24 protein-coding genes and 1 pseudogene are annotated in these 25,456 nt (G+C 63.0%); 11 read left to right on the forward strand and 14 right to left on the reverse strand.

Going from position 1 to position 25,456, the window contains the following annotated elements; translation table 11 throughout:
- Nucleotides 1-261: pseudogene (locus tag BLR85_RS19440) on the reverse strand (transposase); the annotation flags it as partial.
- Between the two features lie 195 nt (nucleotides 262-456).
- The gene (locus tag BLR85_RS19445) at nucleotides 457-1,143 is read right to left on the reverse strand and encodes a Hint domain-containing protein (RefSeq protein ID WP_170844653.1); all 687 of its coding nucleotides are present in this window, start codon (nucleotides 1,141-1,143) and stop codon (nucleotides 457-459) included.
- Nucleotides 1,144-1,424: 281 nt separating this feature from the next.
- Between BLR85_RS19445 and BLR85_RS19450 the strand changes: the two genes are divergently transcribed.
- A complete protein-coding gene (locus tag BLR85_RS19450; RefSeq protein ID WP_093161030.1) occupies nucleotides 1,425-2,444 on the forward strand; it encodes a hypothetical protein in 1,020 nt (339 codons plus the stop codon).
- Between the two features lie 99 nt (nucleotides 2,445-2,543).
- Here the strand turns inward: BLR85_RS19450 and BLR85_RS19455 are convergent, their stop codons facing one another.
- From BLR85_RS19455 to BLR85_RS19500, 10 genes are all read right to left on the reverse strand, one after another.
- Nucleotides 2,544-3,590 carry an SPOR domain-containing protein gene (locus BLR85_RS19455; RefSeq protein ID WP_093161035.1) on the reverse strand — a complete coding sequence of 349 codons (1,047 nt, stop codon included), beginning with the start codon at nucleotides 3,588-3,590 and terminating at the stop codon, nucleotides 2,544-2,546.
- 80 nt (nucleotides 3,591-3,670) lie between these two features.
- The gene (gene upp, locus BLR85_RS19460) at nucleotides 3,671-4,303 is read right to left on the reverse strand and encodes a uracil phosphoribosyltransferase (RefSeq protein WP_093161040.1); all 633 of its coding nucleotides are present in this window, start codon (nucleotides 4,301-4,303) and stop codon (nucleotides 3,671-3,673) included.
- On the reverse strand, nucleotides 4,296-5,282 hold the full coding sequence (locus BLR85_RS19465; protein WP_093161045.1) for an adenosine deaminase: 987 nt from the start codon (nucleotides 5,280-5,282) through the stop codon (nucleotides 4,296-4,298). Before BLR85_RS19465 ends, upp begins: the two co-directional genes overlap by 8 nt.
- A 396-nt stretch (nucleotides 5,283-5,678) precedes the next feature.
- Entirely contained in the window at nucleotides 5,679-7,874 is a 2,196-nt protein-coding gene (locus tag BLR85_RS19470; RefSeq protein WP_093161050.1) for a 3-hydroxyacyl-CoA dehydrogenase NAD-binding domain-containing protein, read from the reverse strand.
- 52 nt (nucleotides 7,875-7,926) lie between these two features.
- On the reverse strand, nucleotides 7,927-9,138 hold the full coding sequence (locus tag BLR85_RS19475; protein WP_093161056.1) for an acetyl-CoA C-acetyltransferase: 1,212 nt from the start codon (nucleotides 9,136-9,138) through the stop codon (nucleotides 7,927-7,929).
- A gap of 25 nt (nucleotides 9,139-9,163) precedes the next feature.
- On the reverse strand, nucleotides 9,164-9,799 hold the full coding sequence (locus BLR85_RS19480; protein ID WP_093161060.1) for a glutathione S-transferase family protein: 636 nt from the start codon (nucleotides 9,797-9,799) through the stop codon (nucleotides 9,164-9,166).
- 263 nt (nucleotides 9,800-10,062) lie between these two features.
- Nucleotides 10,063-10,275: a hypothetical protein gene (locus BLR85_RS19485; protein WP_093161065.1), complete on the reverse strand. Its 213-nt coding sequence runs from the start codon at nucleotides 10,273-10,275 to the stop codon at nucleotides 10,063-10,065.
- A 15-nt stretch (nucleotides 10,276-10,290) separates the two neighbouring features.
- Nucleotides 10,291-12,069: an acyl-CoA dehydrogenase C-terminal domain-containing protein gene (locus BLR85_RS19490; RefSeq protein WP_093161070.1), complete on the reverse strand. Its 1,779-nt coding sequence runs from the start codon at nucleotides 12,067-12,069 to the stop codon at nucleotides 10,291-10,293.
- 31 nt (nucleotides 12,070-12,100) lie between these two features.
- Complete coding sequence (locus BLR85_RS19495) at nucleotides 12,101-12,502, reverse strand: MerR family transcriptional regulator (RefSeq protein ID WP_093161074.1); 402 nt, start codon at nucleotides 12,500-12,502, stop codon at nucleotides 12,101-12,103.
- A gap of 227 nt (nucleotides 12,503-12,729) precedes the next feature.
- Entirely contained in the window at nucleotides 12,730-13,098 is a 369-nt protein-coding gene (locus BLR85_RS19500; protein WP_093161147.1) for a MerR family transcriptional regulator, read from the reverse strand.
- 155 nt (nucleotides 13,099-13,253) lie between these two features.
- On the opposite strand from BLR85_RS19500, the gene BLR85_RS19505 reads away from it, so the two are divergent.
- From BLR85_RS19505 to BLR85_RS19515, 3 genes are read left to right on the forward strand one after another with little or no spacing between them, the layout of a single operon-like run.
- Nucleotides 13,254-13,685, forward strand: a complete 432-nt coding sequence (locus BLR85_RS19505) for a PaaI family thioesterase (protein ID WP_093161085.1) — start codon at nucleotides 13,254-13,256, stop codon at nucleotides 13,683-13,685.
- Nucleotides 13,682-14,188, forward strand: a complete 507-nt coding sequence (locus BLR85_RS19510) for a PaaI family thioesterase (RefSeq protein WP_093161088.1) — start codon at nucleotides 13,682-13,684, stop codon at nucleotides 14,186-14,188. The genes BLR85_RS19505 and BLR85_RS19510 overlap by 4 nt, the downstream gene beginning before the upstream one ends.
- On the forward strand, nucleotides 14,181-15,539 hold the full coding sequence (locus tag BLR85_RS19515; RefSeq protein ID WP_170844654.1) for an MATE family efflux transporter: 1,359 nt from the start codon (nucleotides 14,181-14,183) through the stop codon (nucleotides 15,537-15,539). The genes BLR85_RS19510 and BLR85_RS19515 overlap by 8 nt, the downstream gene beginning before the upstream one ends.
- Nucleotides 15,540-15,542: 3 nt before the next feature.
- On the opposite strand, the gene BLR85_RS19520 is transcribed toward BLR85_RS19515, so the two are convergent.
- Nucleotides 15,543-16,589 (reverse strand): quinone-dependent dihydroorotate dehydrogenase, encoded by a 1,047-nt coding sequence (locus BLR85_RS19520; protein ID WP_093161091.1) that lies wholly within the window; start codon nucleotides 16,587-16,589, stop codon nucleotides 15,543-15,545.
- Complete coding sequence (locus BLR85_RS19525; protein ID WP_093161096.1) at nucleotides 16,586-16,924, reverse strand: DUF952 domain-containing protein; 339 nt, start codon at nucleotides 16,922-16,924, stop codon at nucleotides 16,586-16,588. The genes BLR85_RS19520 and BLR85_RS19525 overlap by 4 nt, the downstream gene beginning before the upstream one ends.
- Before the next feature lie 137 nt (nucleotides 16,925-17,061).
- On the opposite strand from BLR85_RS19525, the gene BLR85_RS19530 reads away from it, so the two are divergent.
- From BLR85_RS19530 to BLR85_RS19560, 7 genes are all read left to right on the forward strand, one after another.
- Nucleotides 17,062-18,636 (forward strand): bifunctional metallophosphatase/5'-nucleotidase, encoded by a 1,575-nt coding sequence (locus BLR85_RS19530; protein WP_093161100.1) that lies wholly within the window; start codon nucleotides 17,062-17,064, stop codon nucleotides 18,634-18,636.
- 246 nt (nucleotides 18,637-18,882) lie between these two features.
- Nucleotides 18,883-19,191 carry a hypothetical protein gene (locus BLR85_RS28600; RefSeq protein ID WP_139188466.1) on the forward strand — a complete coding sequence of 103 codons (309 nt, stop codon included), beginning with the start codon at nucleotides 18,883-18,885 and terminating at the stop codon, nucleotides 19,189-19,191.
- A 10-nt stretch (nucleotides 19,192-19,201) separates the two neighbouring features.
- Entirely contained in the window at nucleotides 19,202-19,873 is a 672-nt protein-coding gene (locus BLR85_RS19540) for an SOS response-associated peptidase (protein ID WP_093161107.1), read from the forward strand.
- A gap of 196 nt (nucleotides 19,874-20,069) precedes the next feature.
- Nucleotides 20,070-21,017 (forward strand): sulfide/dihydroorotate dehydrogenase-like FAD/NAD-binding protein, encoded by a 948-nt coding sequence (locus BLR85_RS19545; RefSeq protein WP_093161110.1) that lies wholly within the window; start codon nucleotides 20,070-20,072, stop codon nucleotides 21,015-21,017.
- Nucleotides 21,017-22,525: an NADPH-dependent glutamate synthase gene (gene gltA, locus BLR85_RS19550; protein ID WP_093161114.1), complete on the forward strand. Its 1,509-nt coding sequence runs from the start codon at nucleotides 21,017-21,019 to the stop codon at nucleotides 22,523-22,525. The genes BLR85_RS19545 and gltA overlap by 1 nt, the downstream gene beginning before the upstream one ends.
- A 16-nt stretch (nucleotides 22,526-22,541) precedes the next feature.
- The gene (locus tag BLR85_RS19555; protein WP_212635114.1) at nucleotides 22,542-24,473 is read left to right on the forward strand and encodes a 2-oxoacid:acceptor oxidoreductase subunit alpha; all 1,932 of its coding nucleotides are present in this window, start codon (nucleotides 22,542-22,544) and stop codon (nucleotides 24,471-24,473) included.
- Entirely contained in the window at nucleotides 24,470-25,456 is a 987-nt protein-coding gene (locus BLR85_RS19560) for a thiamine pyrophosphate-dependent enzyme (protein WP_093161117.1), read from the forward strand. Before BLR85_RS19555 ends, BLR85_RS19560 begins: the two co-directional genes overlap by 4 nt.

Raw genomic sequence — 25,456 nt, forward strand, 5'->3', positions numbered from 1 at the left:
CGCCAGTTCCGGCATCGTGATGTCCCCGTCCTGCCCGATGATCTCGGCGAAGAAGGCGCGATGCGGATCGAGCTTTCCCTTGCCTTTGGGACGACCTTGGGGAGCGGCACAGGCACGGCCCGTGCGCCGGATCGAGAGCGCCCATCTGGCCCCTGTTGCTGGCGACAGCTTTAACCGCAACGCTGCCGCGCGCCCGCTTAACCCTACTTCAACCAACTTCTGAAACCGCAGCCGCAGCACGTCCGGCAAAGGTGCTGACATGATCCATCCTCCCAAACAGGATGAATCACAGATCAGGCTTCAACGGAATCCCAACGATTCAGGTTTTTGGCGGTACGCTTTAACTCACCCGTTCAGATCTCCCGAGCCACCTCTGGTTTCGATGCCGCGTGGCAAAGAAAAAACCCGGCGCGCAAGCACCGGGTTGATCGTTCATTCCGAAGGTTGGGTCCCCATTCAGGAGAGCGGCGCCCCCCTATGAGCGGGATGGGTGGCATGGGTCACCTCGTCAAGAGATGCCATGCCAGCGACCACGAGCTCGGCATCGTCATGCGACAAGACGCGGTAGCGCTGCGCCGTTTCGGGCCAGATCGCCTCCTCGACCGACAACGGCTCCCCCACCCCGGACGCACGGCAATGCGCCAGCGCCTGACCCTCCACAAAGATCATCTGATCCTCGGCAAAGGACAATGTCACCACGACCACGCGGTCTTCGGGCAGCACCTTGCGCACGCCCTGCAGACCCAGAAGCTCTGAAGACTCCAGCGCCGCGAAGGGATCGCCCAGATAAGCCTCTGCGAAATCGCTCTCGACCATAACAGCCTGACCTTCAGGCAGAAGCATCTGGCGGCGGTTGCCGATCGTCCCGGCGGGAACGGACAGCAACGGGCGCAGCATCGTCATTTCGTTGGCTTTATGGCAAGGCATCGGATGCAACCGGCGGGTGACCCCCGCGACTTCCTGCAACCCGTCATCGAAGGTCATGACCATGGCACCGACACCGATCTTTTCAGCCGGCATCCAGCCAGCCTCGGTTGCCACAAGTGTGCCGGCGACGAGGCCGCCCTGCTGATCGGTCGTACGTGGAACATTCCTGTCCTGCCGCGCTCCCGTCAGCACACCTCTCTTGGTCCAGTCCAGCATCGCTTCATCCTTCGACCGCGGAAGCAGAATCCGCCTGTTCATAGTTAACAAGGCCTTACCGAAGAGACGGCAATTCGCCGGGAAAAAGACAACATTAAGGCATTGTCCGCCTGTGGCCTCCAATATCGCCTATTTGACCATTTCGTCTCCAAAGCGTGCGCAATTCACTTTAGGCGAGCCGCAGATCGCCGTACTCCGCTTTCAATGGCTTGCCGAAATCGCGACGTTGTCCCAGTTCCACGGCTCGGCTATCCTTTCGGGCAAAGAGGCGGAGCAGGCCCATGACAGCGCTCAAACAATTCAGCCGGCTGGAATGCCCTGGCATCTGGCGCCCCGAACCAGAGGCGCAGCGTCAGGACGTGATCGTGTCCTTCGGCGACGCCTCCCTCGTGATCGCGGATCGCAACAACAGCGCGCTCAGCCATTGGTCGCTTGCGGCCGTCGTGCGAATGAACCGCGGCGAGGAGCCGGCGCTCTACACCCCCTCGGCCGATGCAACCGAAACGCTCGAAATCGACGACCCGACGATGATCGAGGCCATCGAGACCGTGCGCGGCGCCATCCTGAAATCGCGCCCGCGGCAGGGACGGCTGCGGCTCGTCCTGCTCACGACGGCTCTGGTGGCACTGCTTGGAACCGCCGCGTTGTGGCTGCCCGGAGCGCTCCTTCGGCACACGATGAGCGTTGTCCCGGGCCCGACGCGCACCGAGATCGGCACACAGCTCTTCACCGCTATCGGCCGCGTATCGGGCAGCCCCTGCCGCAGTCCGCGCGGTGACCAGGCGCTGGCCCGGCTGCATGCTAGGCTGCTCCAACCCGGAAAGGGAGCGTTGCTCGTGGTGCCGGAAGGGGTTCCCAGCACGGTCTCGCTTCCGGGCGGGGTGATGCTGCTGAACCGCTCCCTCGTGGAGGACCACGAAACCCCGGACGTGGTCGCGGGCTTTGTCCTTGCCGAAGCCGAACGGCAGGCGCAAACCGACCCGCTGCGCGCAGTTCTGGAAACGGCGGGCCTCGTGCCGACCCTGCGGCTTCTGACGACGGGACACATGACCGACGATACCCTGCAGGCCTATGCCGAGAGCCTCACCGCCACACAGCCGCCCGTCGTGAACGAAACGCGGCTGCTGGAACGTTTCGCCGCCGCAGCGGTGCCTTCCACGCCCTATGCCTACGCGCTGGACGTCACGGGGGAGAGCACGCTGGGTATGATCGAAGCCGACCCGATGCGCGCGGGAGAGAGTCGCAAACCGGTTCTGGATGACAGCGACTGGGTGGCACTCCAAGGGATCTGCGGCAATTGACCCCCCTGAACGGCGGCGCCCCGCCCGTCTAAACGGGCGGGGCGCTAGCCTGGATGAGACCTGCTTGGACTCTTTCTTCTTGGTTATTATTCTCTTGCTTCAGCGTCGGATAAAGGCATCCGAGTACCCGATGCTGCGTGTCTTGTTCAGTGCCGCCTGCGTGCGCGCCTGGCTTTCGAACGGCCCTGCGATCACGACATACAGCTTCTTTCCGCCGTTCCGGCCCACGGTGATCCGCACTGGCAACCCCCGCGCTTGCAGCCGACCGGCAGTTGCCGAGGCATTGGCGGCCTCGCGAAAGCTGGCCACCTGCACATTACGCTGGCTCGGCGCGACCTGTGCCTTGCTCGAAGCGCGATAGGTCGTCTTGCCGGTCTGCGTCGAGCGGTAGCCCTGGATTTCGAGCCCGATTTGCCCAGCTTCGGGACTCACCAGCTTGCGCGGCACATCCTGCGTCCAGACGCGGTTCATCTCGGCGGTTCCGGCGAGCGTCCGTTCGCCCCGGTTCGGATTGTGCCGCCCCTCGCCGAACGCGTAGCGGTAACCGCTCGGCGGCTTGGGCAGCTTGTAGATTGGCTTGGCAACCTCGTTGGCGGCGTCTCCAGATGCCAGAACCAGCGCTGCCTCTGCGGGCGCTCCTGTCCGGTCACAGCGAATGAGGTCGCCCGGTTGGGCAATATAGCTGTAGCTGGTGCCGCTGCGCGACGGACAGGTCACACGCACCGTCTGGCTGGCCCGCTGAACAGGCGCACGGGTCGAGGCCGTGGCATGCGTGCTTGCCGGGCGCGGACGCATCGGGCTGGCTTTCGATGCAGTGACCGGGCTCACCGCCGGGGCTGCAACCTGCTGTTCAGGTGCGCTTGCTGCGGGTGTTTCCACGATAGCCTTGGCGGTTTTCGCTTCGAGGCTCGGTTCAAGGCCGCAGATATGGGTCCGGTCCGGGTTCAAGCGCGGCAACCAGCGGGTTTCGCCGCCGAACTCCGCACGGATGAAGGCACAGCCAGCCGCGTCCACGAATTGCGTTCCGGAAAAGCTGGCCGGCGGGGTTTCCGCCGGTGCCTGCATCGCCTTGCCTGTATTTGCGAGTCCCGCGCCGGTCAGAGTCGCGACCGACAGCAGGGACAGAAACGTCCCCCGCAAGATCATGGTTGCTCCCACAATATGTTGCGGGGGAGGATGCCGGATCGTCCGAATCCTGTAAAGGGAATTCTTGCCGATGGCCTTGTCTACTTGGTGCCGAACATCCGGTCGCCCGCATCGCCCAGCCCCGGAACGATATAGCCATGCTCGTTGAGGTGGCTGTCCAGCGCCGCGGTGACGATCGGAACATCGGGGTGGGCTTCCTTCATCCGGGCCACACCTTCAGGAGCCGCAAGCAGGCACAGGAAGCGGATATTCGTGGCACCGGCCTCCTTCAGCAGGTCGATCGCGGCGGCCGAGGAATTTCCGGTGGCCAGCATCGGGTCGACGACGATGACGAGGCGGTCCGCCATCTCCGGCGGAACCTTGAAGTAGTATTGCACCGGCTCCAGCGTTTCAGGGTCGCGGTAGAGGCCGACAAAGCCCACCCGTGCCGCGGGGATCAACTCCAGGATTCCGTCAAGCAGCCCGTTGCCGGCGCGCAGGATCGAAATCAGAGCCATCTTCTTGCCGGAGAGCTTCGGCGCCTGCATCTCGGTGATCGGCGTCTCGATGGTGACCTGCTCGGTGTCGAGTTCGCGGGTTACCTCGTAGGCGATCAGCTGGGAGATCTCGCGCAGGAGCTGCCGGAACTTGTGCGTGGACGTGTTCTTGTCGCGCATGATCGTGAGCTTGTGCTGCACCAGCGGGTGTTCGACGACGGTCAGATGGTCATACATCGGCTTCTTCCAGTTTCTTCAGAATGGCGGATCGGGTAGTTTCATCACAGAACGCGGCCTCGGCGGCAACCCGGTTGAGCGCGGCAAAATCTTCCTCTGTCCAACCGAAGGCGTCCGCGAGCCGCGCGTATTCGTGGCTCATGGTGGTGTGGAAGAAGGGCGGATCGTCGGTCGAGACCGTCACCTTGACGCCCGCATCGCGCAGCTTCGCGATCGGGTGGGCGTTCCAGTCGGGATAGACCCCGAGCGCCACGTTCGAGCCGGGGCAGACCTCCAGCACGATACCGGCCGCCGCGAGATAGTCGACCAGGGCCGGATCCTCGATCGCGCGCACCCCGTGGCCGATCCGTTCCACGCCGAGATCCTCGATACTCTCGCGGATGCTGCTCGGCCCCCGCCATTCCCCGGCATGGTTCGTCAGCCGCAGACCGGCCTCGCGGGCGCAGTCGAAAGCCCAGGTAAAATCCCGCGGATGGCCGCGATTCTCATCACCCCCCATTCCGAAACCGACGATCCAGTCCCCTGCCGTCTCCGCTGCGCACATGGCGGGCGCCTTGGCCCTTTCCGGGCCGAAATGGCGGATCGGGGTGACGATGCCCTTCAGGATCGGCCCACCCTGCGCCTCGATGGCCGCACTCGCTTCCTGCATGGCGGCGAGGTAGTCGCGCCAAGCCGCAAGATCGCCACCACCGCAGAAATCGGGCGAGACGAAGGTTTCGGCATAGATCACGCCATGTTCGGCAAGGCCCTCCAAAACAGAAGTGGTCAAGCGCGCGTAGTCTTCCGGGCTTTCCAGCACAGAGGTTGCCGCCTCGTAGACACGCAGGAAATCGACGAAACCGTCATAGGCGTAGGCGCCCCGCTCATCGAATATGCCGGAAAGATCGACATGTTTGTCTGCTGCCAGCGCCCGGACAAAACCGGGCTGTGCCGCCCCCTCGAGATGGAGATGCAATTCGATCTTGGGAAGTGATTTCATTCCGGCGTTTCCTGTTCCTTGTAACAGAGCTTTTACCGGCAAATGCCGCCAAGCAGAAAGCGGGAATGCACGGCCGTTTCAATCGAACATCCTGGCAAGCCGATTCTCACAGTTCGGCGCCCTTGTCAGAATTCGAAAATGGGGGGCTTTGCCCCCCGCGCTCATTCGAGCGCTCCCCCCAAGGATATTTGGGGAAAGATGAAGTACCGGAACGCGATTTCCTCTTTCGTCAAATATCTCCGCCGGAGGCACGATCCGAAGGATCGTTCAACCGTGCGATGCGACCTTTCCGAAAGGTCATGGATTTGGCAAGCCGTGCCTCAAGGACGCACCGAGGAAAAAAGGCGTGCCAATTGGCACGCCTTCTTCTTCTTCCGTATGGTCACTGCTTGTGGATCAGGCGGCGGCGACTTGCTTCGCGAAGCGAGCATAAAAACTCTGCCCCTTCGCCCCCATTTCCTTAAGCAATTCCGGCGTATCGAAGCGGGCGCCGTATATTTCTGCCAGCGCGGCGGTCCGTTCGGCGGCATAAGGCGTGCCAAGCATGTCCAACCAGGAGAAAGGACCGCCGGACCAGGGCGCGAAACCCCATCCGAGGATCGCACCGACATCGCCCTCGCGGATGTCTTCCAGTACGCCTTCTTCCAGTGCGCGGACAGCCTCCAGAACCTGCACGAAGAGCAGGCGGTGCTGGACCTCGGCCACGCTCGGTTGTTCATCGGCCAGCGGGTATTTCTCGGCCAGCACCTTCCAAAGCCCGGTGCGCTTGCCCTTCTCGTCGTAGTCGTAGAAGCCGGCACCGGCCTTGCGACCGAGGCGCCCGGCCTCAAACATCGAGAACAGGATCTCGTCGCAGCTATCGTCATAGGCATCGCCCATCGCGGCCTTGGTCGCCTTGGCGATCTTCACCCCGAGATCGATGGAGGTCTCGTCGGTCAGTTGGAGCGGTCCCAGCGGCATACCGACGAGCTTGGCCGCGTGTTCGATCAGCGCGGGCGAGATGCCCTCGGTGACCATGCGGATGCCCTCGTTGATATAGGGAATGATGCAGCGATTGGCGTAGAAGAAGCGCGCATCGTTGACCACGATCGGCGTCTTGCGGATCTGGCGCACATAATCGAGCGACTTGGCGACGGCCCGGTCACCGCTTTCGGCACCCTTGATGATCTCCACCAGCAACATCTTCTCGACTGGCGAGAAGAAATGGATGCCGATGAACTGCTCCGGCCGCTTGGAGGCCTTGGCCAGTTCGGTGATCGGCAGGGTCGAGGTATTGGTGGCAAAGATGCAGTCCTCGCCCACGACTTCCTCGACCTTCTTCGTCACCTCGGCTTTTACGCCGACATCCTCGAAGACGGCCTCGATGATCAGGTCGCACCCCGCGAGCGCGTTGTAGTCATTCGTTGCGGTGATCCGGTCGAGTAGGGCCTGCTTCTTCTCCGGCGTGGTCTTGCCGCGCTTGATGCCCTTGTCGGCGAAGCTCTCGGTATAGGCCTTGCCCTTGTCTGCGGCCTCCTGGTTCTGGTCGAGCAGCACTACCTCGATACCGGCCTGGGCCGAGACCAACGCAATGCCCGCGCCCATCATGCCCGCGCCAAGAACGCCGACCTTTTTCACCTTTTCGTCGGCCACGTCGGGGCGGTTGGCGCCTTTCTCCAGCGCTTCCTTGTTGATGAAGAGCGAGCGGATCATGGCAGAGGAGGACGGGTTCATCAGCACATTGACGAACCAGCGGCACTCGATGCGGATGGCGGTGTCGAAATCGACCTGCGCGCCCTCATAGACCGCCGAGAGCAGCGCCTTCGCGGCCGGGTAGACGCCTTGCGTCTTGCCATTCACCATCGCGGAGGCGCCAACATAGGTCATGAAACCAGCCGGGTTGTAGGGCGCGCCTCCGGGGATCTTTTCCTTCTTTTCGTCCCAAGGCTTCACGATGTTCGGGTCGGACAAGACCCATTCACGGGCCTTGTCGAGCAGTTCCTCGGGGGCCACGACCTCGTCCACCACCCCGGCCACCTTGGCCTTTTTCGGGTCGTTCAACCTGCCTTCGAGCAGCAGCGGCGAGGCGCCCATCGCGCCCAGCTTGCGCGAAAGCCGCGTGGTGCCACCCGCACCGGGGAAGATGCCGACCATGATCTCCGGCAGGCCGATCTTGGCCTTCGGATTGTCGGCGGCAAAGATGCGGTGGCAAGCGAGCGGAATTTCCAGCCCGATGCCGAGCGCGGTACCCGGAAGCGCCGCCGCAATCGGCTTGCCGCCCTTGTTGGTCTTGGGATCCATCCCAGCGCGCTCGATCTTGCGCAGGATGGCATGCATGCCCATGATCCCGTCGAACAGCCCCTTGGCGGGGTTGTCGCCGGCCATTTCCTTCATCTTGGCGATGATGTTGAGATCCATCCCCCCGGCGAAGGAGCCTGCCTTGCCGCTGGTCAGAACCGCGCCCTTGATCTCGTCATTGGCGAGCACCTCGTCGATGAGTTTGTCGAGGTCCTGGAACCCCTGCATGTTCATGACATTCATCGACTTGCCCTGGGTGTCCCAGGTGATGATAGCGACGCCGTCGTCGCCTACTTTCATGCTGAAATCGCTCATTTCGCGTAGTCCTTGAAATCTTTGCCCCGCAGGGCTGTCCCTGTTGGCGGCGTCAGACGCGCTCGATGATCGTGGCCGCGCCCATACCGGAGGCGACGCAGAGCGTGGCAAGGCCGGTCTGCTTGCCCGTTCGTTCCAGCTCGTCGAGCAGGGTGCCGATGATGATCGCGCCGGTGGCGCCAAGCGGGTGTCCCATGGCGATGGAGCCGCCATTCACGTTGACCAGCGCCGGATCGACTTCGAAGGCCTGCAGGAAGCGCAGCACAACGGAAGCAAAGGCCTCGTTCACTTCGAACAGGTCGATGTCGCTGATGGACATGCCGCTATCGGCGAGGATCTTCTCGGTCACTGGGACCGGGCCGGTAAGCATGATCGTCGGGTCGAGGCCGATCTTGGCCGTGGCCTTGATGCGGGCGCGCGGCGTCAGCCCATTGGCCTCGCCGAATTCCCTGGAGCCGATAAGCACGGCGGCGGAGCCGTCCACGATGCCGGAGGAGTTGCCGGCGTGGTGGATGTGGTTGATCGCCTCCAGATGCGGGTATTTCATCAGCGCGACCTTGTCGAAGCCGGGCATCACCTTGCCCATCTGCTCGAAGGCGGGGTTGAGCTTCGCGAGGTCATCGACGCTGGTGCCGGGGCGCATGTACTCGTCACGATCGAGGATGGTCAGGCCATTCTGATCCAGCACCGGCATGACGGATTTCGCAAAGCGGTTGTCGTCCCAGGCTTCCTTGGCGCGGCGCTGCGACTCGACGGCCAGCGCATCGGCCTGTTCGCGGCTGAAGCCGTATTCAGTGGCGATGATATCGGCCGAGATGCCCTGAGGGACGAAATACTGGTTCATGGCGATGGAGGGATCGACGGCAATGGCCGCCCCGTCCGAGCCCATGGCCACGCGGGACATCATCTCGACGCCGCCGGCGATATAGGCCGCGCCCGCGCCGCCCTTCACCTGGTTGGCAGCGATGTTCACCGCTTCCATGCCAGAGGCGCAGAACCGGTTGATCGACAGGCCTGGAATACGTTCGTCGAGATCGGAGGCGAGCACAGCGGTGCGGGCAAGGCAACCGCCCTGCTCCATGACCTGCGTGGCGTTTCCCCAGATCACGTCTTCGGCGAAATGGCCGTCGAGGCCGTTGCGGTCCTTGATCGCGTTCATCATCTGCGCCGAGAGCGCTGCCGCGGTCACTTCGTGCAGCGAGCCGTCCTTGCGACCCTTGCCGCGCGGGCTGCGCACGGCATCGTAGATATAGGCTTCGGTCATAATATGTCCTCTTTCGGTCCGTTGCTCACGCGCGATCAGCGGGCGAGCCGGGCATCAGGTCGTAGGGGTGTTTCCAGCCGGCCAGGTCGGCGATGCGGTCCAGCCAGGCGTCGATATTCGGAAAGGCCGTCCGGTCGAAACCGAAGGGCTCGGGGTAGAACAGGTATCCGCAATTGGCGATGTCGGCGATTGTCGGGCCCGAACCCACCAGCCAGTCGCGCCCATCAAGGCAGCTGTTCAGCACCTTCATTGCGCCGTTGTGCCGGGCAACGAGATAGGCGTTCACATCCGTATTGCGCTTGTCTTCGGGCAAGAAGTTCATGTTGAAGCGCACCGGCCCGGCGACGCCGGAGTTCTTGTGGTTGTCAAACAGGATCCAGCGCAGGATCTCGCGCCGTTCTGCATCCGACGTCCAGCCGAGGCGACCGGATTTCTCCACCACGTAGTCCTGGATCACGCCGGACTGAGTGAGGGTGAGATCCCCGTCCACCATTACCGGCACCTCGCCCATGGCGTTGAGCTTGCGATATTCCGGGGTGCGCGTCGCGCCGTGGAAGAAATCCACATAGACCGGCTCCCAATCGAGCCCGACCAGTTCCAGCGAGAGCGCCGCCTTGTAGGCGTTGCCGGATTCTCCAAAGCAATAGAGTTTGATAGTCATGCGTCTCCTCCAAGCCGCCACGTCGGATCTGGGTATTTGGACCAACAAGAAGAACAGGAAACGCTTTATTTACCCTGTTCGGCCTAAATCTGTCGCGCGGTACAGGCTGGGGAGCCGATGACCGCCCAACGAGAAGCCCTCCCTCGCAGGTCCCCGTTGCGGCCCGGACCCGTGAACCGGCCGGGGGCAGGGTGACTTCCTGATTTCTTGTTGGTGAAAATACCCTCGCCGAAGGCGTCCCTCCCTTTCCGATCTCGGTTCGGTTACCTTTTCCTGTCCTCCAACTCGGCCTTGAACAGCCGGAGCCGGTGGGGCAGCGCTTCGTCATCCGTCACACTGCCGAAATTCTCGAAAAGGAAGCACAAGGCCTCGTCCTGCGTGATCCCCGCCTCGTCGCTGAATTTCCGGAGCCGCCGATAGGCATCTTCGCTCAGGGCAATATTCAGCCGTCGGGTGAACCGCAGTCTCTTGGTCATGTGCTTCCCCTACTTTCAGAACGCCTCGGCGGGCAGGGTCATGACCGGGTCCGCGCCGCTCTGGATGCGGGCGAGGTGCATGGATGTCGCCGGAAGCTGTCGGGCCATGTAATAGCGGCCGGTTGCGAGTTTCGTCTCGTAGAAGCTCGCATCGCCCGTGCCGGAAGCCAAGGCCTCGCTGGCCGCTTTCGCCATCTGCGCCCACATCAGGCCAAGGCAGGCATGCCCGAACAGGTGCATGAAGTCATATGAGCCGGAAAGCGCAGCGTTGGGATTCTTCATCCCGTTCTGCATGAAGAACATGGCCGAGGCCTGAAGATCCTTGCTGGCCTGCTTGAGCGGGTCGAGGAAGTCCTTTTTCAGCGCCTCGTCAGCTTCGTTCTCCTTTATGAAGTTCTTCACCAGATCGAAGAAGGCCATGACATGCTTGCCGCCATCGGCAGCGAGCTTGCGGCCCACGAGGTCCAGCGCCTGCACGCCATTAGCCCCCTCGTAGATCTGGGTGATGCGGGCATCGCGGACGAATTGGGACATGCCCCATTCCTCGATATAGCCATGACCACCATAGACCTGCTGCGCCTGGATGGTCATCTCCAGGCCCTTGTCGGTCAGGAAGCCCTTGAGAACCGGGGTCAGCAGCGAGATCAGCCCTTCGGCCGCGGCATCGCCGGAGCGGTGCGAACGGTCGAGCATATTGGCACCCCAGAGCATGAAGGCCCGCGCGCCCTCGATGAAGCTCTTCTGGTCCAGCAGGTTGCGGCGGATATCGGGGTGCACGATCAGCGGATCGGCCGGCCCGTCGGGGTTCTGCGCGCCGGTCACGGCGCGGCCTTGAAGGCGGTCCTTGGCATAGATCACGGCGTTCTGATAGGCGGCCTCGGCCTGCGCCATGCCCTGCATCGCCACGCCGAGACGCGCTTCGTTCATCATCGTGAACATCGCCCGCATGCCCTTGTGCTCGGTCCCGAGCAGGTAGCCCTCGGCCTCGTCAAAGTTCATCACGCAGGTCGAGTTGCCGTGAATGCCCATCTTCTCTTCGAGCTTGCCGACAGACACACCGTTGGCGGCGCCGACATTGCCGTCCTCGTCGACGAGATACTTGGGCACGATAAAGAGCGAGACGCCCTTGATGCCTTCGGGGCCGCCCGGGATCCTGGCCAGAACCAGATGGATCACGTTCGCGGACATGTCATGGTCACCGGCGGAGATGAAGATCTTCTGACCGGTCACCTTGTAGGAGCCGTTCTCCTGCGGCACGGCCTTGGTCCGCATCAGGCCCAGATCCGTGCCGCAATGCGGTTCGGTCAGGTTCATTGTGCCGGTCCATTCGCAGGAGACCATCTTGGGCAGCCACTTGGCCTTTTGCGCGTCCGTGCCGTGGGCGTGGATCGCGGAATAGGCGCCATGGGTCAGGCCCTGGTACATGGTGAAGGCCTGGTTGGCCGCCGAGAACAGCTCTCCCACCGCGGTTCCGAGCAGAATGGGCATACCCTGCCCGCCATAGTCCGGATCGCAGTCCAGTGCGGTCCAGCCGCCTTCCTTCATCTGCTCGAAAGCCGCCTTGAAGCCGGTGGGGGTCCGCACCACACCGTTCTCCAGGACGCAGCCTTCCTTGTCGCCCACCTCGTTGAGCGGGGCAATCACGTTGGAGGCAATCTTGCCGGCTTCTTCGAGCACCGCCGCGGTAATATCGGCTTCAAGCTCTTCGTAGCCCGGAATGTCCTGCTGGCTGGCCTTGAGCAGCGTGTGCAAAACAAACTGAATGTCGTTCACAGGAGCCGTGTAGCTCGGCATGTATGTCCTCCCTGGGGGTTCGGTCGTCGAATTACTCCGCCGCCGACGAGGCATGCAGCTCCGCGAGGCGCTTTTCGCCCCATTCCAACTGCTGCTTGAGTTCCTCGATCGCTTCGTCGAGTTCCTCGCGCTGATTCACCATGTCGGACAGACGCTGGGTTGCCAGTTCATAGGTCTTTGCAAGCTGTGTCGCCTGCTGGTCGCCTAGATCATAGAGGTCGAGAAGCTGTCGGATTTCCTCCAGCGAGAAGCCGAAGCGCTTGCCGCGCAGGATCAGCTTCAGCCGGGCACGGTCGCGGCGGGTGTAGAGCCGCTTGGTGCCCTGGCGGATCGGAAACAACAGTTCCTTGGCCTCGTAGAAACGCAACGTGCGCGGGGTCGCCTCGTAGGCGTCGCACATCTGGCGAATTGTCATCAGGTTATCGTCGCTCATATCAGTACCTTTTCCGCCTTCCGCGGATTTCACGCGACCCCGGTCCTAGCGTCTCGAGGTCTTCATATATCATCGCTTGACGTGAACGTAAGTTAAACGCTGCGTCATTGCGCCAGGATCGCCACTTGGCGCGGTTCACCTCGGCGCGGCCAATAAGAATTGGCGTCAAAGCGCTTTGGCAGTTGTGTGGATTTGTCTTGGTCGAGCCGGCCATTTCGATTTCCACGTTACGTCAGAGTTGCGGCGGTATCGTCGCGAACCTTCTGGAGGTCGAGAATCGCTTCCTCCAGTTCCACCTTCTGGCGGTTGAGCTCGGCGATCTGACGGTCGGCGAGTTCAATCCAGGCATCGAGCTGCGGGCGCGCGCCCTGTTCCTCGTAGATAAGCAGCCATTGCCGGATCTCCTCGAGGCTGAATCCCCAGCGGCGGCCACGCAGGATCAGGGTCATCCGCGCGACTTCGCGCTGACGATACCACCTTGAACGGCCATCCTTTTCGGGCTGAAGCAGCTCGATATATTCGTAGTAGCGAAGCGTGCGCGGCGTCACGTCGAATTTCGCGCACATCTCCTTGAAGCTCAGTCGGGTGAGTGACACCGCCCAACACTCCATAGTTGTTGTTGACCAAAGGGTAAGACCCCTATCGGCCATGTTCAATGGAGGAATGGAATGCTCTTGCGAAACTCTGGGGGTTGCGCGGGAATGCGCCGGTGAAGATAAACCAATCGAAGCAATTGGAAGAGAGATTAGCGATGGAAATCGACAGGGTTGCCCGAGAGCTGATCGAGTCCCTGCCCTTTTCGCGGGCGCTCGGCATGCGGCTGGAGGAAATCGAACCCGGTCGGACGGTACTCTCCATGCCTTATGACGAGAGGTTGGTGGGCGACCCACGCACCGGGGTCATTCACGGTGGCGCGGTTTCCGCGCTCATGGACACGACGGCGGGCGCAACGGTCATGGCGCGGCCGGACGGGACGGGAATTACCGCGACCATCGACCTGCGGATCGACTACATGCGTCCGGCACGGCCGGGACAACGGCTGACCTGCGAGGCGCATTGCTATCACGCCACGCGGTCGGTCGCTTTCGTACGCGCAGTCACACGCGACGAGGAGGACAGCGACGTGCCCGTCGCCACGGCGGTGGGCGCCTTCACCTTCGAGCGCAAGGAGACCGGGGAATGAACGCGCAACGACCGGAGCCGGTTCAGGTAGTCAAGGAGCGGCGCGACAGGGCGCTTTCGGCGCTGGTGCAAGGCGTTCCCTATATCAGCTTTCTCGGCATCGTGTTCGACCGCAAGGGCGACGAGCTGACCGCGATCCTGCCCTATCGGGAGGCGCATATCGGCAACCCGGACCTGCCGGCGCTGCACGGCGGGGCGACCGCGTCCTTTCTGGAGGTGACCGCGATCATCGGGCTCGGATGGGCCATACTTTGGGAGGAGATCGAGTCCGGCAGAATCGATCCCACCACCATTGGGCCGGCGACGCTTCCGCGCCTGCCCAAGACGATCGACTTCACGGTGGACTACCTGCGGACGGGCCTGCCGCGAGATGCCTATGCGAGAGCGCGGGTCAACCGCTCCGGCCGCCGCTACGCCAGCGTGCATGTCGAGGCCTGGCAGGACAATCGCGCGCGCCTATTTGCACAGGCGACCGGGCATTTCCTGATGCCGTCGCGTGACTGAGAGCGAACCGGCATTCGCAGCGGGCACAGGAGCGATCACGCATCGGCGTGTTCTGGCTATCGCGCTGCCCATCGTTCTGTCCAACGCCACTGTGCCGATCCTCGGCATAGTCGACACGGCGGTGGTGGGACAGATCGGACAGGCCGCACCGATCGGGGCGGTCGGTATCGGTGCAATCATCCTGACGGCGTTCTACTGGGTGTTCGGCTTCCTGCGCATGGGCACGACCGGCATGGTCGGGCAGGCGCGCGGCGCAGGTAACACGGTCGAGGTTTCGGCGCTGCTTGTACGCGCGCTCATTGTGGCGGGTGCCGTCGGCGCCGCCGCCATATTGTTGCAGGGCCCGCTCTTTGCCGGCGCCTTTCGCCTCTCGCCCGCCAGTCCGGAGGTAGAGACCCTCGCCCGGCAATACCTGTCGATCCGCATCTGGTCCGCCCCTGCGGCGGTGGCGCTTTACGGGCTGACCGGGTGGTTGATCGCGCTGGAACGCACCCGCGCGGTCCTGTTGCTGCAGGTGGTGATGAACCTGGTGAATATCGGGCTGGATTTCACCTTTGTCCTTGGCATGGGATGGGGCGTGCAGGGTGTCGCGGCGGCGACCTTCATCGCCGAATGGTCCGGCGTCGCACTTGGTCTCTGGCTCTGCCGGGATGCGTTCCGGGGCGGGTATTGGCTGGACCGGCAGCGGATCTTCGACCGGGAACGCCTGCTCCACATGGCCACCGTCAATGGCGACATCTTCATCCGCTCGCTGCTGCTGCAGGGGATCTTCGTTACCTTCCTGTTCCTCGCCGCCGATCTGGGCGATGTGGCGCTTGCCGCCAACCAGGTGCTCTTGCAGTTTCTCCAAGTGACCGCCTATGCGCTGGACGGCTTCGCATTCTCGGCCGAGGCATTGGTGGCGCAGGCAATCGGCCAGGGCAGCCGTCCAACCTTGCGTCGCGCGGCCCTGGCGACGGGCCTCTGGGGCGCGGTGAGCGTGGCAGTGCTCGCGCTCGGCTTCGCGCTGATGGGCAACACGGTCATCGCGTTGATGACAACCGCCCCCGATGTCCGCGACGAAGCTCGCCTCTACCTGCCCTGGATGGTCGCATTGCCGCTCATCGGCGTGCTCCCCTGGATGCTTGACGGCATCTTCATCGGGGCCACCCGCACGCGCGACATGCGCAACATGATGATCCTGTCGGCGCTCGTCTATGCGCTTGGCCTGTCCATCCTGTACCCGATCTATGGCAATCACGGCCTCTGGGCATCGCTGGCGCTGTCCTTCGTCGCGCGTGGGGCGACGCTGGGCCTTCGCTATCCCGCATTGGAGGCCGCGGTCAGACCGAGGCCGGCAAGCGTCGCCTGACCTCTATTGATCCGCGCCGACCGCCTCGGAGACATTGCCAAAGCCGTCCCGCTCGAGGAGCGCGTCGAGATCCCGCACGATTTTCCCGACCAGCGAGAGACCGCCGTAAATCAACGCGGAATAGAGCTGAACCGCGGTGGCCCCGGAACGGATCTTGGCATAGGCCTGTTCGCCCGAACTCACGCCACCGACGCCGATCAAGGGGATCTTCCCCCCTGTCTCGCGATACAGCCGCGCCAACACGGCGGTGGATTTCTCGAAAAGGGGTGCACCGGAAAGCCCCCCCGCCTCGCTGGCATAGGGGCTTTTCAACCCATCACGCGACAGCATGGTATTTGTGGCAATGATCGCGTTGATCCCGACGGTGCCGCCAACCTCCGCGATATCGGCGATCTCGGCATCGGACAGGTCCGGCGCAATCTTCACGAAGAGCGGGATCTTGTGTTCGAGTCCGTCGCGCACTTCAAGAACGCCCCGAAGCAGCGCTTCCAGCGCCGCCTTGCCCTGCAAGTCGCGCAGGTTCTCGGTATTGGGCGAGGAAACATTCACCGTCGCGAAATCCAGGTGCGGGCTACACCGCTCCAACACGAGCGCAAAATCTGCGGAGCGATCCGCGCTGTCCTTGTTGGCGCCGAGGTTCAGGCCGATCACCGCATCTCGCGGTCGCTTTTCAAGCTGCGCAGCCATGGCTTCCATACCGTCATTATTGAAGCCGAAGCGGTTGATGATCGCCCGGTCCTCCTTGAGCCGGAAGAGCCGCGGCCTGGGGTTGCCCGGCTGCGGGCGCGGCGTGGTAGCGCCGGTTTCGAGGAAACCGAAACCACACCGCGAGAGAGGTTCCAGCGCGACGGCGTTCTTGTCCATGCCGGCGGCCATCCCGACTGGGTTCGGCAACTGCAGCCCGGCAAATTCGGTCTTCAGGCGCGGCGAGGTGATCTGGCCCGGAAGCCGCACGATCCCTGCGTTCAACGCCTTCAGCGCCAGCCCATGCGCGGTCTCCGGATCGACCTGCCGAAAGGCCGCCATCCCGACCTGCTCGAGCCAGCTCACACCACGCCCTCCGGAAAGATATGCCCGGCCTCGCCAAGCGGCAGGGACTTGTCCCAGACGACCTCCTCAAGCCGTAGCTTGCGATAGAGATGCGGAAAAAGCTGGTCATTGCGCGACGGCTCCCACCGCAGCGCGTCGCCCATCGCGTCGCTGTCAAAGGCGACGAGAACGAGGTCGCTTTGCGCGGCGAAATGCTTCGCCGCAGTCTCGTCCACCTGCGCGGCAGTCGAGAAATGGATGAAACCGTCGGCCAGGTCCACCGGCGCGCCGGCCGTCTCGCCGGCATCACGGAAAGCCTCCCATTCGGGGCGGCGGAAGATCTTGAATATCAACATGGCCGCGGTTTGCACCGCCGCGCCTTGGCGGTCAAGCGTTCCGCTTTCGTCTGGCGACCTCGGGTCAAGCAAATCGGGATTTGACGAAACCCGCTTTGACCGACACTCTGTGGCCAAAGCCAACTGGAGGGTTTCCAATGATCAAACGCCTTTTCACCTCTGCCATTGCCCTAGCAGCCCTGTCTGGGGCGGCCTCGGCCGATTACACGCTGACGATTCTACACACGAACGACTTTCATGCGCGCTTCGAGCCGATCAGCAAATACGACTCGGGCTGCAGCACGGAGGACAATGCCGAGGGCAAGTGTTTCGGTGGCTCCGCGCGCCTGCTGACGGCGGTCGAGGAAGCGCGCGCCCGGGCAGAAAACCCCGTGCTCTTCGATGGCGGCGACCAGTTTCAGGGCACGCTTTTCTACACGTATTACAAGGGCAAGGCCGCGGCCGAGTTCATGAACAAGCTCGGATATGACGCCATGACCGTGGGCAACCACGAATTCGACGATGGTCCCGAAGTGCTCCGCGGCTTCATGGACAGCGTCGACTTCCCGGTGCTGATGTCCAATGCCGATGTCGGCGCCGAACCGCTTCTGGCCGATGTGCTGCAGAAATCCACCGTGATCGAACGCAACGGCGAGAAGATCGGCCTGATCGGCCTGACGCCCGTCGACACGCCGGAGCTTGCCAGCCCGGGTTCCAATATCGTCTTCACCGAACCGGCCCAGGCCGTGCAGGGCGAGGTCGACAAGCTCACCGCCGAAGGGGTCAACAAGATCATCGTGCTGAGCCATTCGGGCTATGTCGTGGACAAGGCCGTGGCCGAGGCCACGACCGGCGTCGACGTGATCGTTGGCGGCCATTCCAACACCTACCTGTCGAATGTCTCCGAAGATGCAAAGGGCCCCTATCCGACCATGATCGGCGACACCGCGATCGTACAGGCCTATGCCTATGGCAAGTTCCTGGGCGAACTGAAGGTCGTCTTCAATGACGACGGCAATGTGAAGGAAGCCGTAGGCGAACCGCTGATCATGGATGCTTCCGTCGCAGAGAACCCGGAAGCCGTTGCGCGCATTGCCGAACTGGCCAAGCCGCTGGTCGAGATCCGCGAAAAAGTCGTGGCCGAGGCAGCCGAGCCGATCATCGGCGACAAGGATGTCTGCCGGGTGCAGGAATGCGCCATGGGCAACCTCGTGGCCGACGCCATGCTGGACCGGGTGAAGGATCAGGGCGTGACCATCGCGCTGGCCAATTCCGGCGGCTTGCGGGCCTCGATCGACGCGGGCGAAGTCACAATGGGCGAAGTGCTAACCGTGCTTCCCTTCCAGAACACGCTCTCCACCTTCGAGGTCTCCGGCCAGACGGTGATCGACGCGCTCGAAAACGGCGTGAGCCAGGTCGAGGAGATCAAGGGACGCTTCCCGCAGGTCGCCGGCCTCAAGTTCACCTGGGATCCGACGGTTGCACCGAACGAAGGGCGTATCCAGGAAGTGCTCGTGATGGATGGCGGCAACTGGGCGCCGATCGACCCGGCGGCGACCTACTACATGGTCTCCAACAACTTCATCCGCGGCGGCGGCGACGGCTACAGCATGTTCACCAATGCCGCCCATGCCTATGATTTCGGCCCCGACCTCGCCGACGTCACGGCCGAATATCTCGCCAAGGAAGCGCCTTACAAACCCTATACCGATGGCCGTATCGCGACCAAGTAATCGCCAATTCGGAAGGAGGACGCCTTTTCCTCTTTCCTGTAATATCCTCGGGGGGAGCGCCCCCGAGGCGCGCGGGGGGCAGACAGCCCCCCGTTTTTCGTTTCAAGGATTGGAGCGCGAAGCTGCGGCGGACGACCGTCAGGCTGTGAGCAAGGATCACTTCCGTCAATTCCGACAAGGAACCTTGCAGAACGGCCCTCCGAGCGGGCCGTCCTGAGCATAGGCGGCGCTGTAGGACCGCCCTTCATGGATACCGAAATTGGAAAAATGCTCAGCCGGGTCGACCCCGGCCGCGGCAAAATCCGGGTTGAGCAGAAGATAGGTGCCGGGAACGAAATCGTCGGGAAGCTGCGCCGGTTTCGCCTGCTGCGGGTTGGGGCGCTTTCTCGGTTTCATCCTGTTTCAGAACGTTCTCTGCTTTGCTTTTCGGGCATCCGATTTTCACCTCCGCACCGATTTCCGCAGACTGCACTTGGGAAACGGGAGCGCGACAATCTGCGCCCCGCCCCAAAAGGGCAGATCGACGCGTATTGCCTGGAACACACGCCCGTGTAAGCTCGGCGGCATGTGTGGACGGCTTGTCAATCTCTTGCCGGTGGAGGCGATGGCACGGCTCTTCGATGCCGTGCCGTCGAACGACCTGCCGGAGGGCGAGCGCTACAATGTTTGCCCGACAAACACGCTTGCCGTTGCGGTCTCCGATCAGGGAAACCGGCGGCTCAGGGCGATGCGTTGGGGCTTCCTGCCGCAATGGTACAAGGCGGTGAACGATGGCCCGCTGATCATCAATGCGCGCGCAGAGACGATCGCGGAAAAGCCCGCTTTTCGGGAAGCCGTCCGGCAGCGGCGCTGCCTGATCCCGGCCAATGGTTTCTATGAATGGACCAAGGGCGAGGATGGCGCCCGCCTGCCCTGGTATATCCGGCCGACAGGCGACGCGCCGATGGTGATGGCCGGGATCTGGCAGGATTGGGAGGCCAGTGGCGAGCGGTTGAGCAGCGTAGCCGTCGTCACCTGCGCGGCCGATGGCGGCATGGAAGCGCTGCATGACAGGATGCCCGTCATCCTCGCTCCGCAGGACTGGCCGCTCTGGCTGGGCGAGGCCGGCCATGGCGCGGCCGTATTGATGAAACCGGCCCCGGAAGGGAGCTTGCGCTGGTACCGGGTCGACCCAAAGGTAAACTCGAATCGCGCGGCGGGCTCCGATCTGATCGAACCCTATGCAAGTCACACTTGACCATATACTATTAATAATATCCGATATTCTGCGACCAATTGTGCAACAGCCGCGAAAACGATTGTCAATTTGATCCGGATCAAGGCATAGAACCCCCGCCTGCATAGCGTCAGGCACGTCGAGTCCGGGTCTGGGCCGCACGCCGAAAGGCGCCCGACCCCGGCCTGGACCGCGCGAGCCAAGGAGGAGCACGCGCATGTCCAGTAGCGACACGCATAAAAGCGCCGCGGCAGGTCTGCCGGGGCAAGAAGAAGCCACGCCAGGTGCGGAGACCGCCGCAGCGACGGGATTTCCCATCGTTGCGCGAACCGATTTTTCCAGGACCACATTCCTGCTGGAAGTCGAGCACCCACAGATGGCCAGGGCGGCCCGACCGGGGCAGTTCGTCATCGTCATGCTCGACGATCACGGCGAACGAATACCGCTGACAATCGCCGATTTCGACCGTGAGAAGGGCACCATAACGCTGGTGATCCAGGCGGTCGGCAAGTCCAGCCGCGAGATGCAGTCCCGCTGCCAGGTGGGCGGCGCGCTGTTCGGCCTTGTCGGTCCGATGGGCATTCCGAGCGAAGTCTCGGACGCGAAGAAGGTGATCTGCGTTGGAGGCGGCCTCGGTGTCGCGCCGATTTTCCCACAGGCCCGCGCCTTCAAGGAAGCGGGTGCGCATGTGATTGGCGTTGTGGGGTTCCGCAGCGCCAATTTGGTCTTTTGGGAAGAGAAATTCCGCTCTGTCTGCGACGAGTTCATCATCTGCACCGATGACGGCTCCGCCGGGATCAAGGGCTTGGTGACCCAGGGTATCGAGCAGGCGATTGCCGAGCATGGCGACATTGACGAGGTGGTGGCCATCGGCCCGCCGATCATGATGCGCGCCTGTGCGGAAGCCACCCGCCCGCACAAGATCAAGACCATGGTGAGCCTCAACCCGATCATGGTGGATGGCACCGGAATGTGCGGCGGCTGCCGTGTCCGCGTTGGCGGAAAGGTGAAATTCGCCTGCGTGGATGGTCCGGATTTCGATGGTCACGAAGTGGATTTCGACGACCTGATGGCGCGGCTGCAACGCTACCGGCCGCAGGAAGCCGAGGCGATGGAACAGTGGCTTGAGAACTGTCGGCGGTTGCAGGTCGAGGAGGTACGCTGATGGCACGCAAGACAATCCGCTCCATTCCGCAGGAGCGCGCATTCATGCCTGTGCTCGATGCGCAGGAACGGGCGACGAATTTCGAAGAGGTCTCGCTCGGTTTCGACGAGGCAAATGCGCTGGTGGAATGCGAGCGCTGCCTGATCTGCCCCGAGCCGGCCTGCATTCCGGGCTGCCCGGTGGAGATCGACATCCCCGGCTTCATCTCCAAGATGCTGAAGAAGGATTATCACGGGGCCTGGGACACACTGACCGACTCGACCTTCCTGCCGGCCGTGTGCGGGCGGGTCTGTCCGCAGGAGGACCAGTGCGAGGGCGTTTGTGCGGTTGCCGTAAGCGGCGGTCTGGAGCCGGTCGCCATCGGCCGTCTGGAGCGCTGGCTCGGCGACATGGCAATCGAGAAGGGCTGGAAGAACGAAAGCCATATCGAACCCAACGAATACCGGATCGGCATTGTCGGCTCGGGCCCGGCGAGCATGGCCTGCGCGGCCGACCTCGCCAAGGCGGGCTGCAAGGTGACGGTATTCGAGGCGCTGCATGCGCCCGGAGGTGTGCTGCGCTACGGTATTCCAGAGTTCCGCCTGCCGAATTCGGTGGTGGACGCGGAGATTGGCAACCTTGAGAAACTTGGTGTCGAGATCCGCTGCAACACGCTGGTCGGGCGACTCTTTACCGTCGAGCAGATGCTGGACGAGATGGGCTATGACGCTGTCTTCATCGGCACGGGCGCCGGGTATCCGTCCTTCATGGATATCCCGGGCGAGAACTTCAACGGGGTACTTTCCGCCAACGAGTTGCTGACGCGCTGCAACCTGATGCAGGCCGGCAAGTTCCCGAATTTCGACACGCCGCTGGAGATCGGCCGCAAAGTTGCCGTCATCGGCGCGGGGAACACGGCGATGGACGCCATGCGCGTTTCGAAACGTCTTGGCGCTGAAGAGGTCACCTGCGTCTACCGCCGGACCGAGGCAGAGTGCCCCGCACGCCTGGAGGAACTTCACCACGCAATGGAAGAAGGGATCAACTTCCAGTGGCTGACGGCCCCGGTCGAGATCCTGGGCGACAGCAACAAAAACGTGCGCGCCATCCGGTGCCAGCGTATGGAACTGGGTGAGCCTGACGATTCCGGTCGCCGGCGTCCGGTTCCGATCCCGGGCAGCGAGTTCGAGTTCGAGGCCGACACGGTGGTCTATGCCATCGGCACCGCGCCGAACCCGATCCTCGGCCAGACCTCGGATATCAAGCTCAACAAGTGGGGCTATATCGACACGGACGAAACCCTCGCCACCTCGTTGGCCGGTGTCTATGCCGGCGGCGATATCGTGACAGGCGCAGCGACCGTGATCCTGGCCATGGGTGCGGGCCGGCGCGCGGCGGCGAGCATCCGCGACTACCTTGGCATCCGCGATTCCATGGTGGTGTACGAACCTGAGAACATGGGCTTCGAGAACACGCTTTTCGGCATTGATGCGGCCGAGAAGAACTTCGTCCATGTGCGGCAGATCTGAAAGGCAGAGCAGGGCAATGACAACGGAAGGCACACAGGTTTTTGCCGAGATCGCCGATCCAATGGACCGGGTTCCACCGAAAGCCGGAAGACCGGCTGAGGTGATCGAGGAACATATCGTCGAGATCGTTTCGGACTCCGGTGAAGGCGCGCAGCGCTGCGGGCAGTCGCTGGCGTCGATCGCGGCGCGGATGGGCATGGGGATCTGGACGGTGGAGATCATCCCCGCCGAGATCCAGCCGCCGCACCGCTCCATCGCGGGTGCGTCGGGCAACCGGGTCCGCATGGCGGCCAAACCCGTCACCAATATCGGCGACGAAGCCGATCTGGTGGTGGCGTTCAACGAGCAGGTTCTGCTGAGCCGCCTGCGGGCAGGCGAAGTGAAGCCGGGCGCGACGATCCTGATGGAGAACGCCTGGGAGAATGATCTCAACCCCTCCATCGCGACGGCCTATGTGAAGGTCTGCGCCGAGGTGCGGGAAGCGGGCTACAATCTCATCGAAGTTCCGATGGAGAAGGAGTGTCAGAAATACGTGCCCGATCCGCGCAAGGGCAAGAACATGTTCGTGCTCGGCATGCTCTGCGCGATCTATTCGCTCGATGCGGAAAAGGCGCGGGCACAGGTGCGCTATATCTTCGCCAAGAAGGACCAGCGCATCATCAATGCCAATATCGAGCTTCTCGATGCGGGCCGCGCATGGGCCGAGGCCAATCTCGACATCGCGTACACAATCCCCGCGCCGCCCGTGGCCGAAGAACAGGTAGTGATGAACGGCAACGCCGCGCTGGCGCTCGGCACCGTGGCTTCCGGCATGGAAGTCTGCGCGATGTATCCCATCACGCCGGCAACCTCGGCCAGCCATTACCTGTCGAGCATCTTCGAAAAGGTCGGCTGCGTCGTACACCAGGCGGAAGACGAGATCTCGGCCTGTGCCTTTGCGATCGGCGCCTCCTATGCCGGCAAATGCGCGGTGACGATCACCTCCGGGCCGGGCCTCTCGCTCAAGCAGGAGGCCATCGGGCTGGCCGTGATGTCCGAAATCCCGCTCGTCGTGATCGACGTGCAGCGCGGAGGGCCCTCGACCGGCCTGCCGACCAAGGTCGAGCAGGGGGACCTGATGTCCGCCATGTTCGGTACCCATGGCGACGCGCCAAAGGTGATCATGGCGGTTTCCTCCATCGAGGATTGCTTCCACTCTGTCATCACCGCCCGCAAGATCGCCGAGACCTTCAACATGGTCGTGGTGATCCTGTCGGACGCGGCGCTCGCAACCGCGCAGCAGCCCTACAAGCGGCCGAAATTCCGCGCCGACTGGCTCGCCCCGCCGGTGAACCAGAGCGCGGTGCCCGAGCATGCCCATCCTTATGACTGGGACGAGCGCACCGGCATTGCCACGCGCTTCATCCCCGGCCAGCCGAACGGGATGCACTGCCTCACCGGACTTGCGCATGACCGCGACAGCCATGTCGCCTATGACCCGCAGATCAACGAGGAAGGGTTGCTCAACCGCTCCCGCAAGCTCGCGGCCTTCCAGAAGACGCTGCGGCTGGAGCCGGTTCATGGAGGAGACGAGGGCGAATTGCTTCTTCTCGGCTGGGGTTCGACCCGCGGCGCGATCCAGGAAGCCGTCGACCGGCTGCGCGCCGAGGGGCACAAGGTCTCCTCGTTGCACCTGAAGTTCCTGCAGCCCATGGCCTCGGGCATCGACAAGGTGATGAAGCGGTTCGACCGCGTCATGACCATCGAGAACAACTGGAACGACCCGGTTTCGGACCCGCTGATCGACGAGAACAACCGTCGCTATTCGCATCTGGCGATGCTGCTCCGGTCGCGCTGGCTGGTCGATGTGGATTGCTGGGGCAACGCGCGCGGACAACCGCTCAAACCCGGCGCAATCCATGACGCCGCCCTTGCCAAACTGGTTCAGGCACGAGGAGAAGAGCAATGACTGCCACGATGAGCCAGTGCCTGGCCCAGATGGTACAGACCGACTACGCCATGAAGGACTACCAGAGCGAGATTGCCCCGCGCTGGTGCACGGGCTGCGGCGATACCGCGATCCTGACGGCGATGCAGCGGCTCTGCCGCGACGAGCAGCTTCCCCCGGAAAAGACGGTCTGCGTCTCCGGGATCGGCTGCGCCTCGCGACTGCCGCATTACATGAACGCCTACGGTTTCCACGGCATCCATGGCCGCGCATTGCCGATTGCCGAGGGGATCAAGATCCGCCGGCCGGACCTGAATGTCTTCGTCACCACCGGCGATGGCGACAACTGCTCCATTGGTGCGGCGCACTGGCTGCACGCGGTGCGCTACAACATGAACATGGTCGTCATGCTGCATGACAACCAGGTTTACGGGCTGACCAAGAAACAAGCCTCGCCGACCTCGCCCAAGGGGCTTTCGACCAACACGACGCCTGGCGGGGCGATGCTGAACCCGCTCAACCCGCTGACGGTGACGCTGGGTATCTCCAACGTCTCCTTCGTGGCCCAATGCGTCGACTGGATCCCGGACCTGCTCTACGAGACCCTGCAAATGGCCTATCGGCACAAGGGGTTCTCCTTTATCCGCATCCTGCAACGGTGCCCGAACTTCATGGACCACCATTTCGACAACTGGATGCAGGACCCGGCGCGCACGCGGCTTCTGACCCATTCCAACGGGTTGCGCCTCAAGCCGGAAATCTCGCGCGTCTACAAGAACCAGGAAACGCACGACCCCCGCGACATGCCGCGGGCGCTGGCGCTGGCCGCGCTCAGTGACGAGGTGCCGGTGGGCGTGCTGTACCGAAACCCGGATGTGCCCTGCTATGACGAGCTGCGCGCAGGCGAGCGGCCGAGCACGCCGGCGCTGGTCGAAACCGTGCTCAACGAGGAATTCGACAAGGTCGGCATCTGGCCTGCCGAATCCGAGCAGGCCGAAAGGTAA

Origin of the sequence: Aliiruegeria lutimaris (assembly GCF_900099935.1) — a bacterium.
GTDB classification, from domain to species: domain Bacteria; phylum Pseudomonadota; class Alphaproteobacteria; order Rhodobacterales; family Rhodobacteraceae; genus Tropicimonas; species Tropicimonas lutimaris.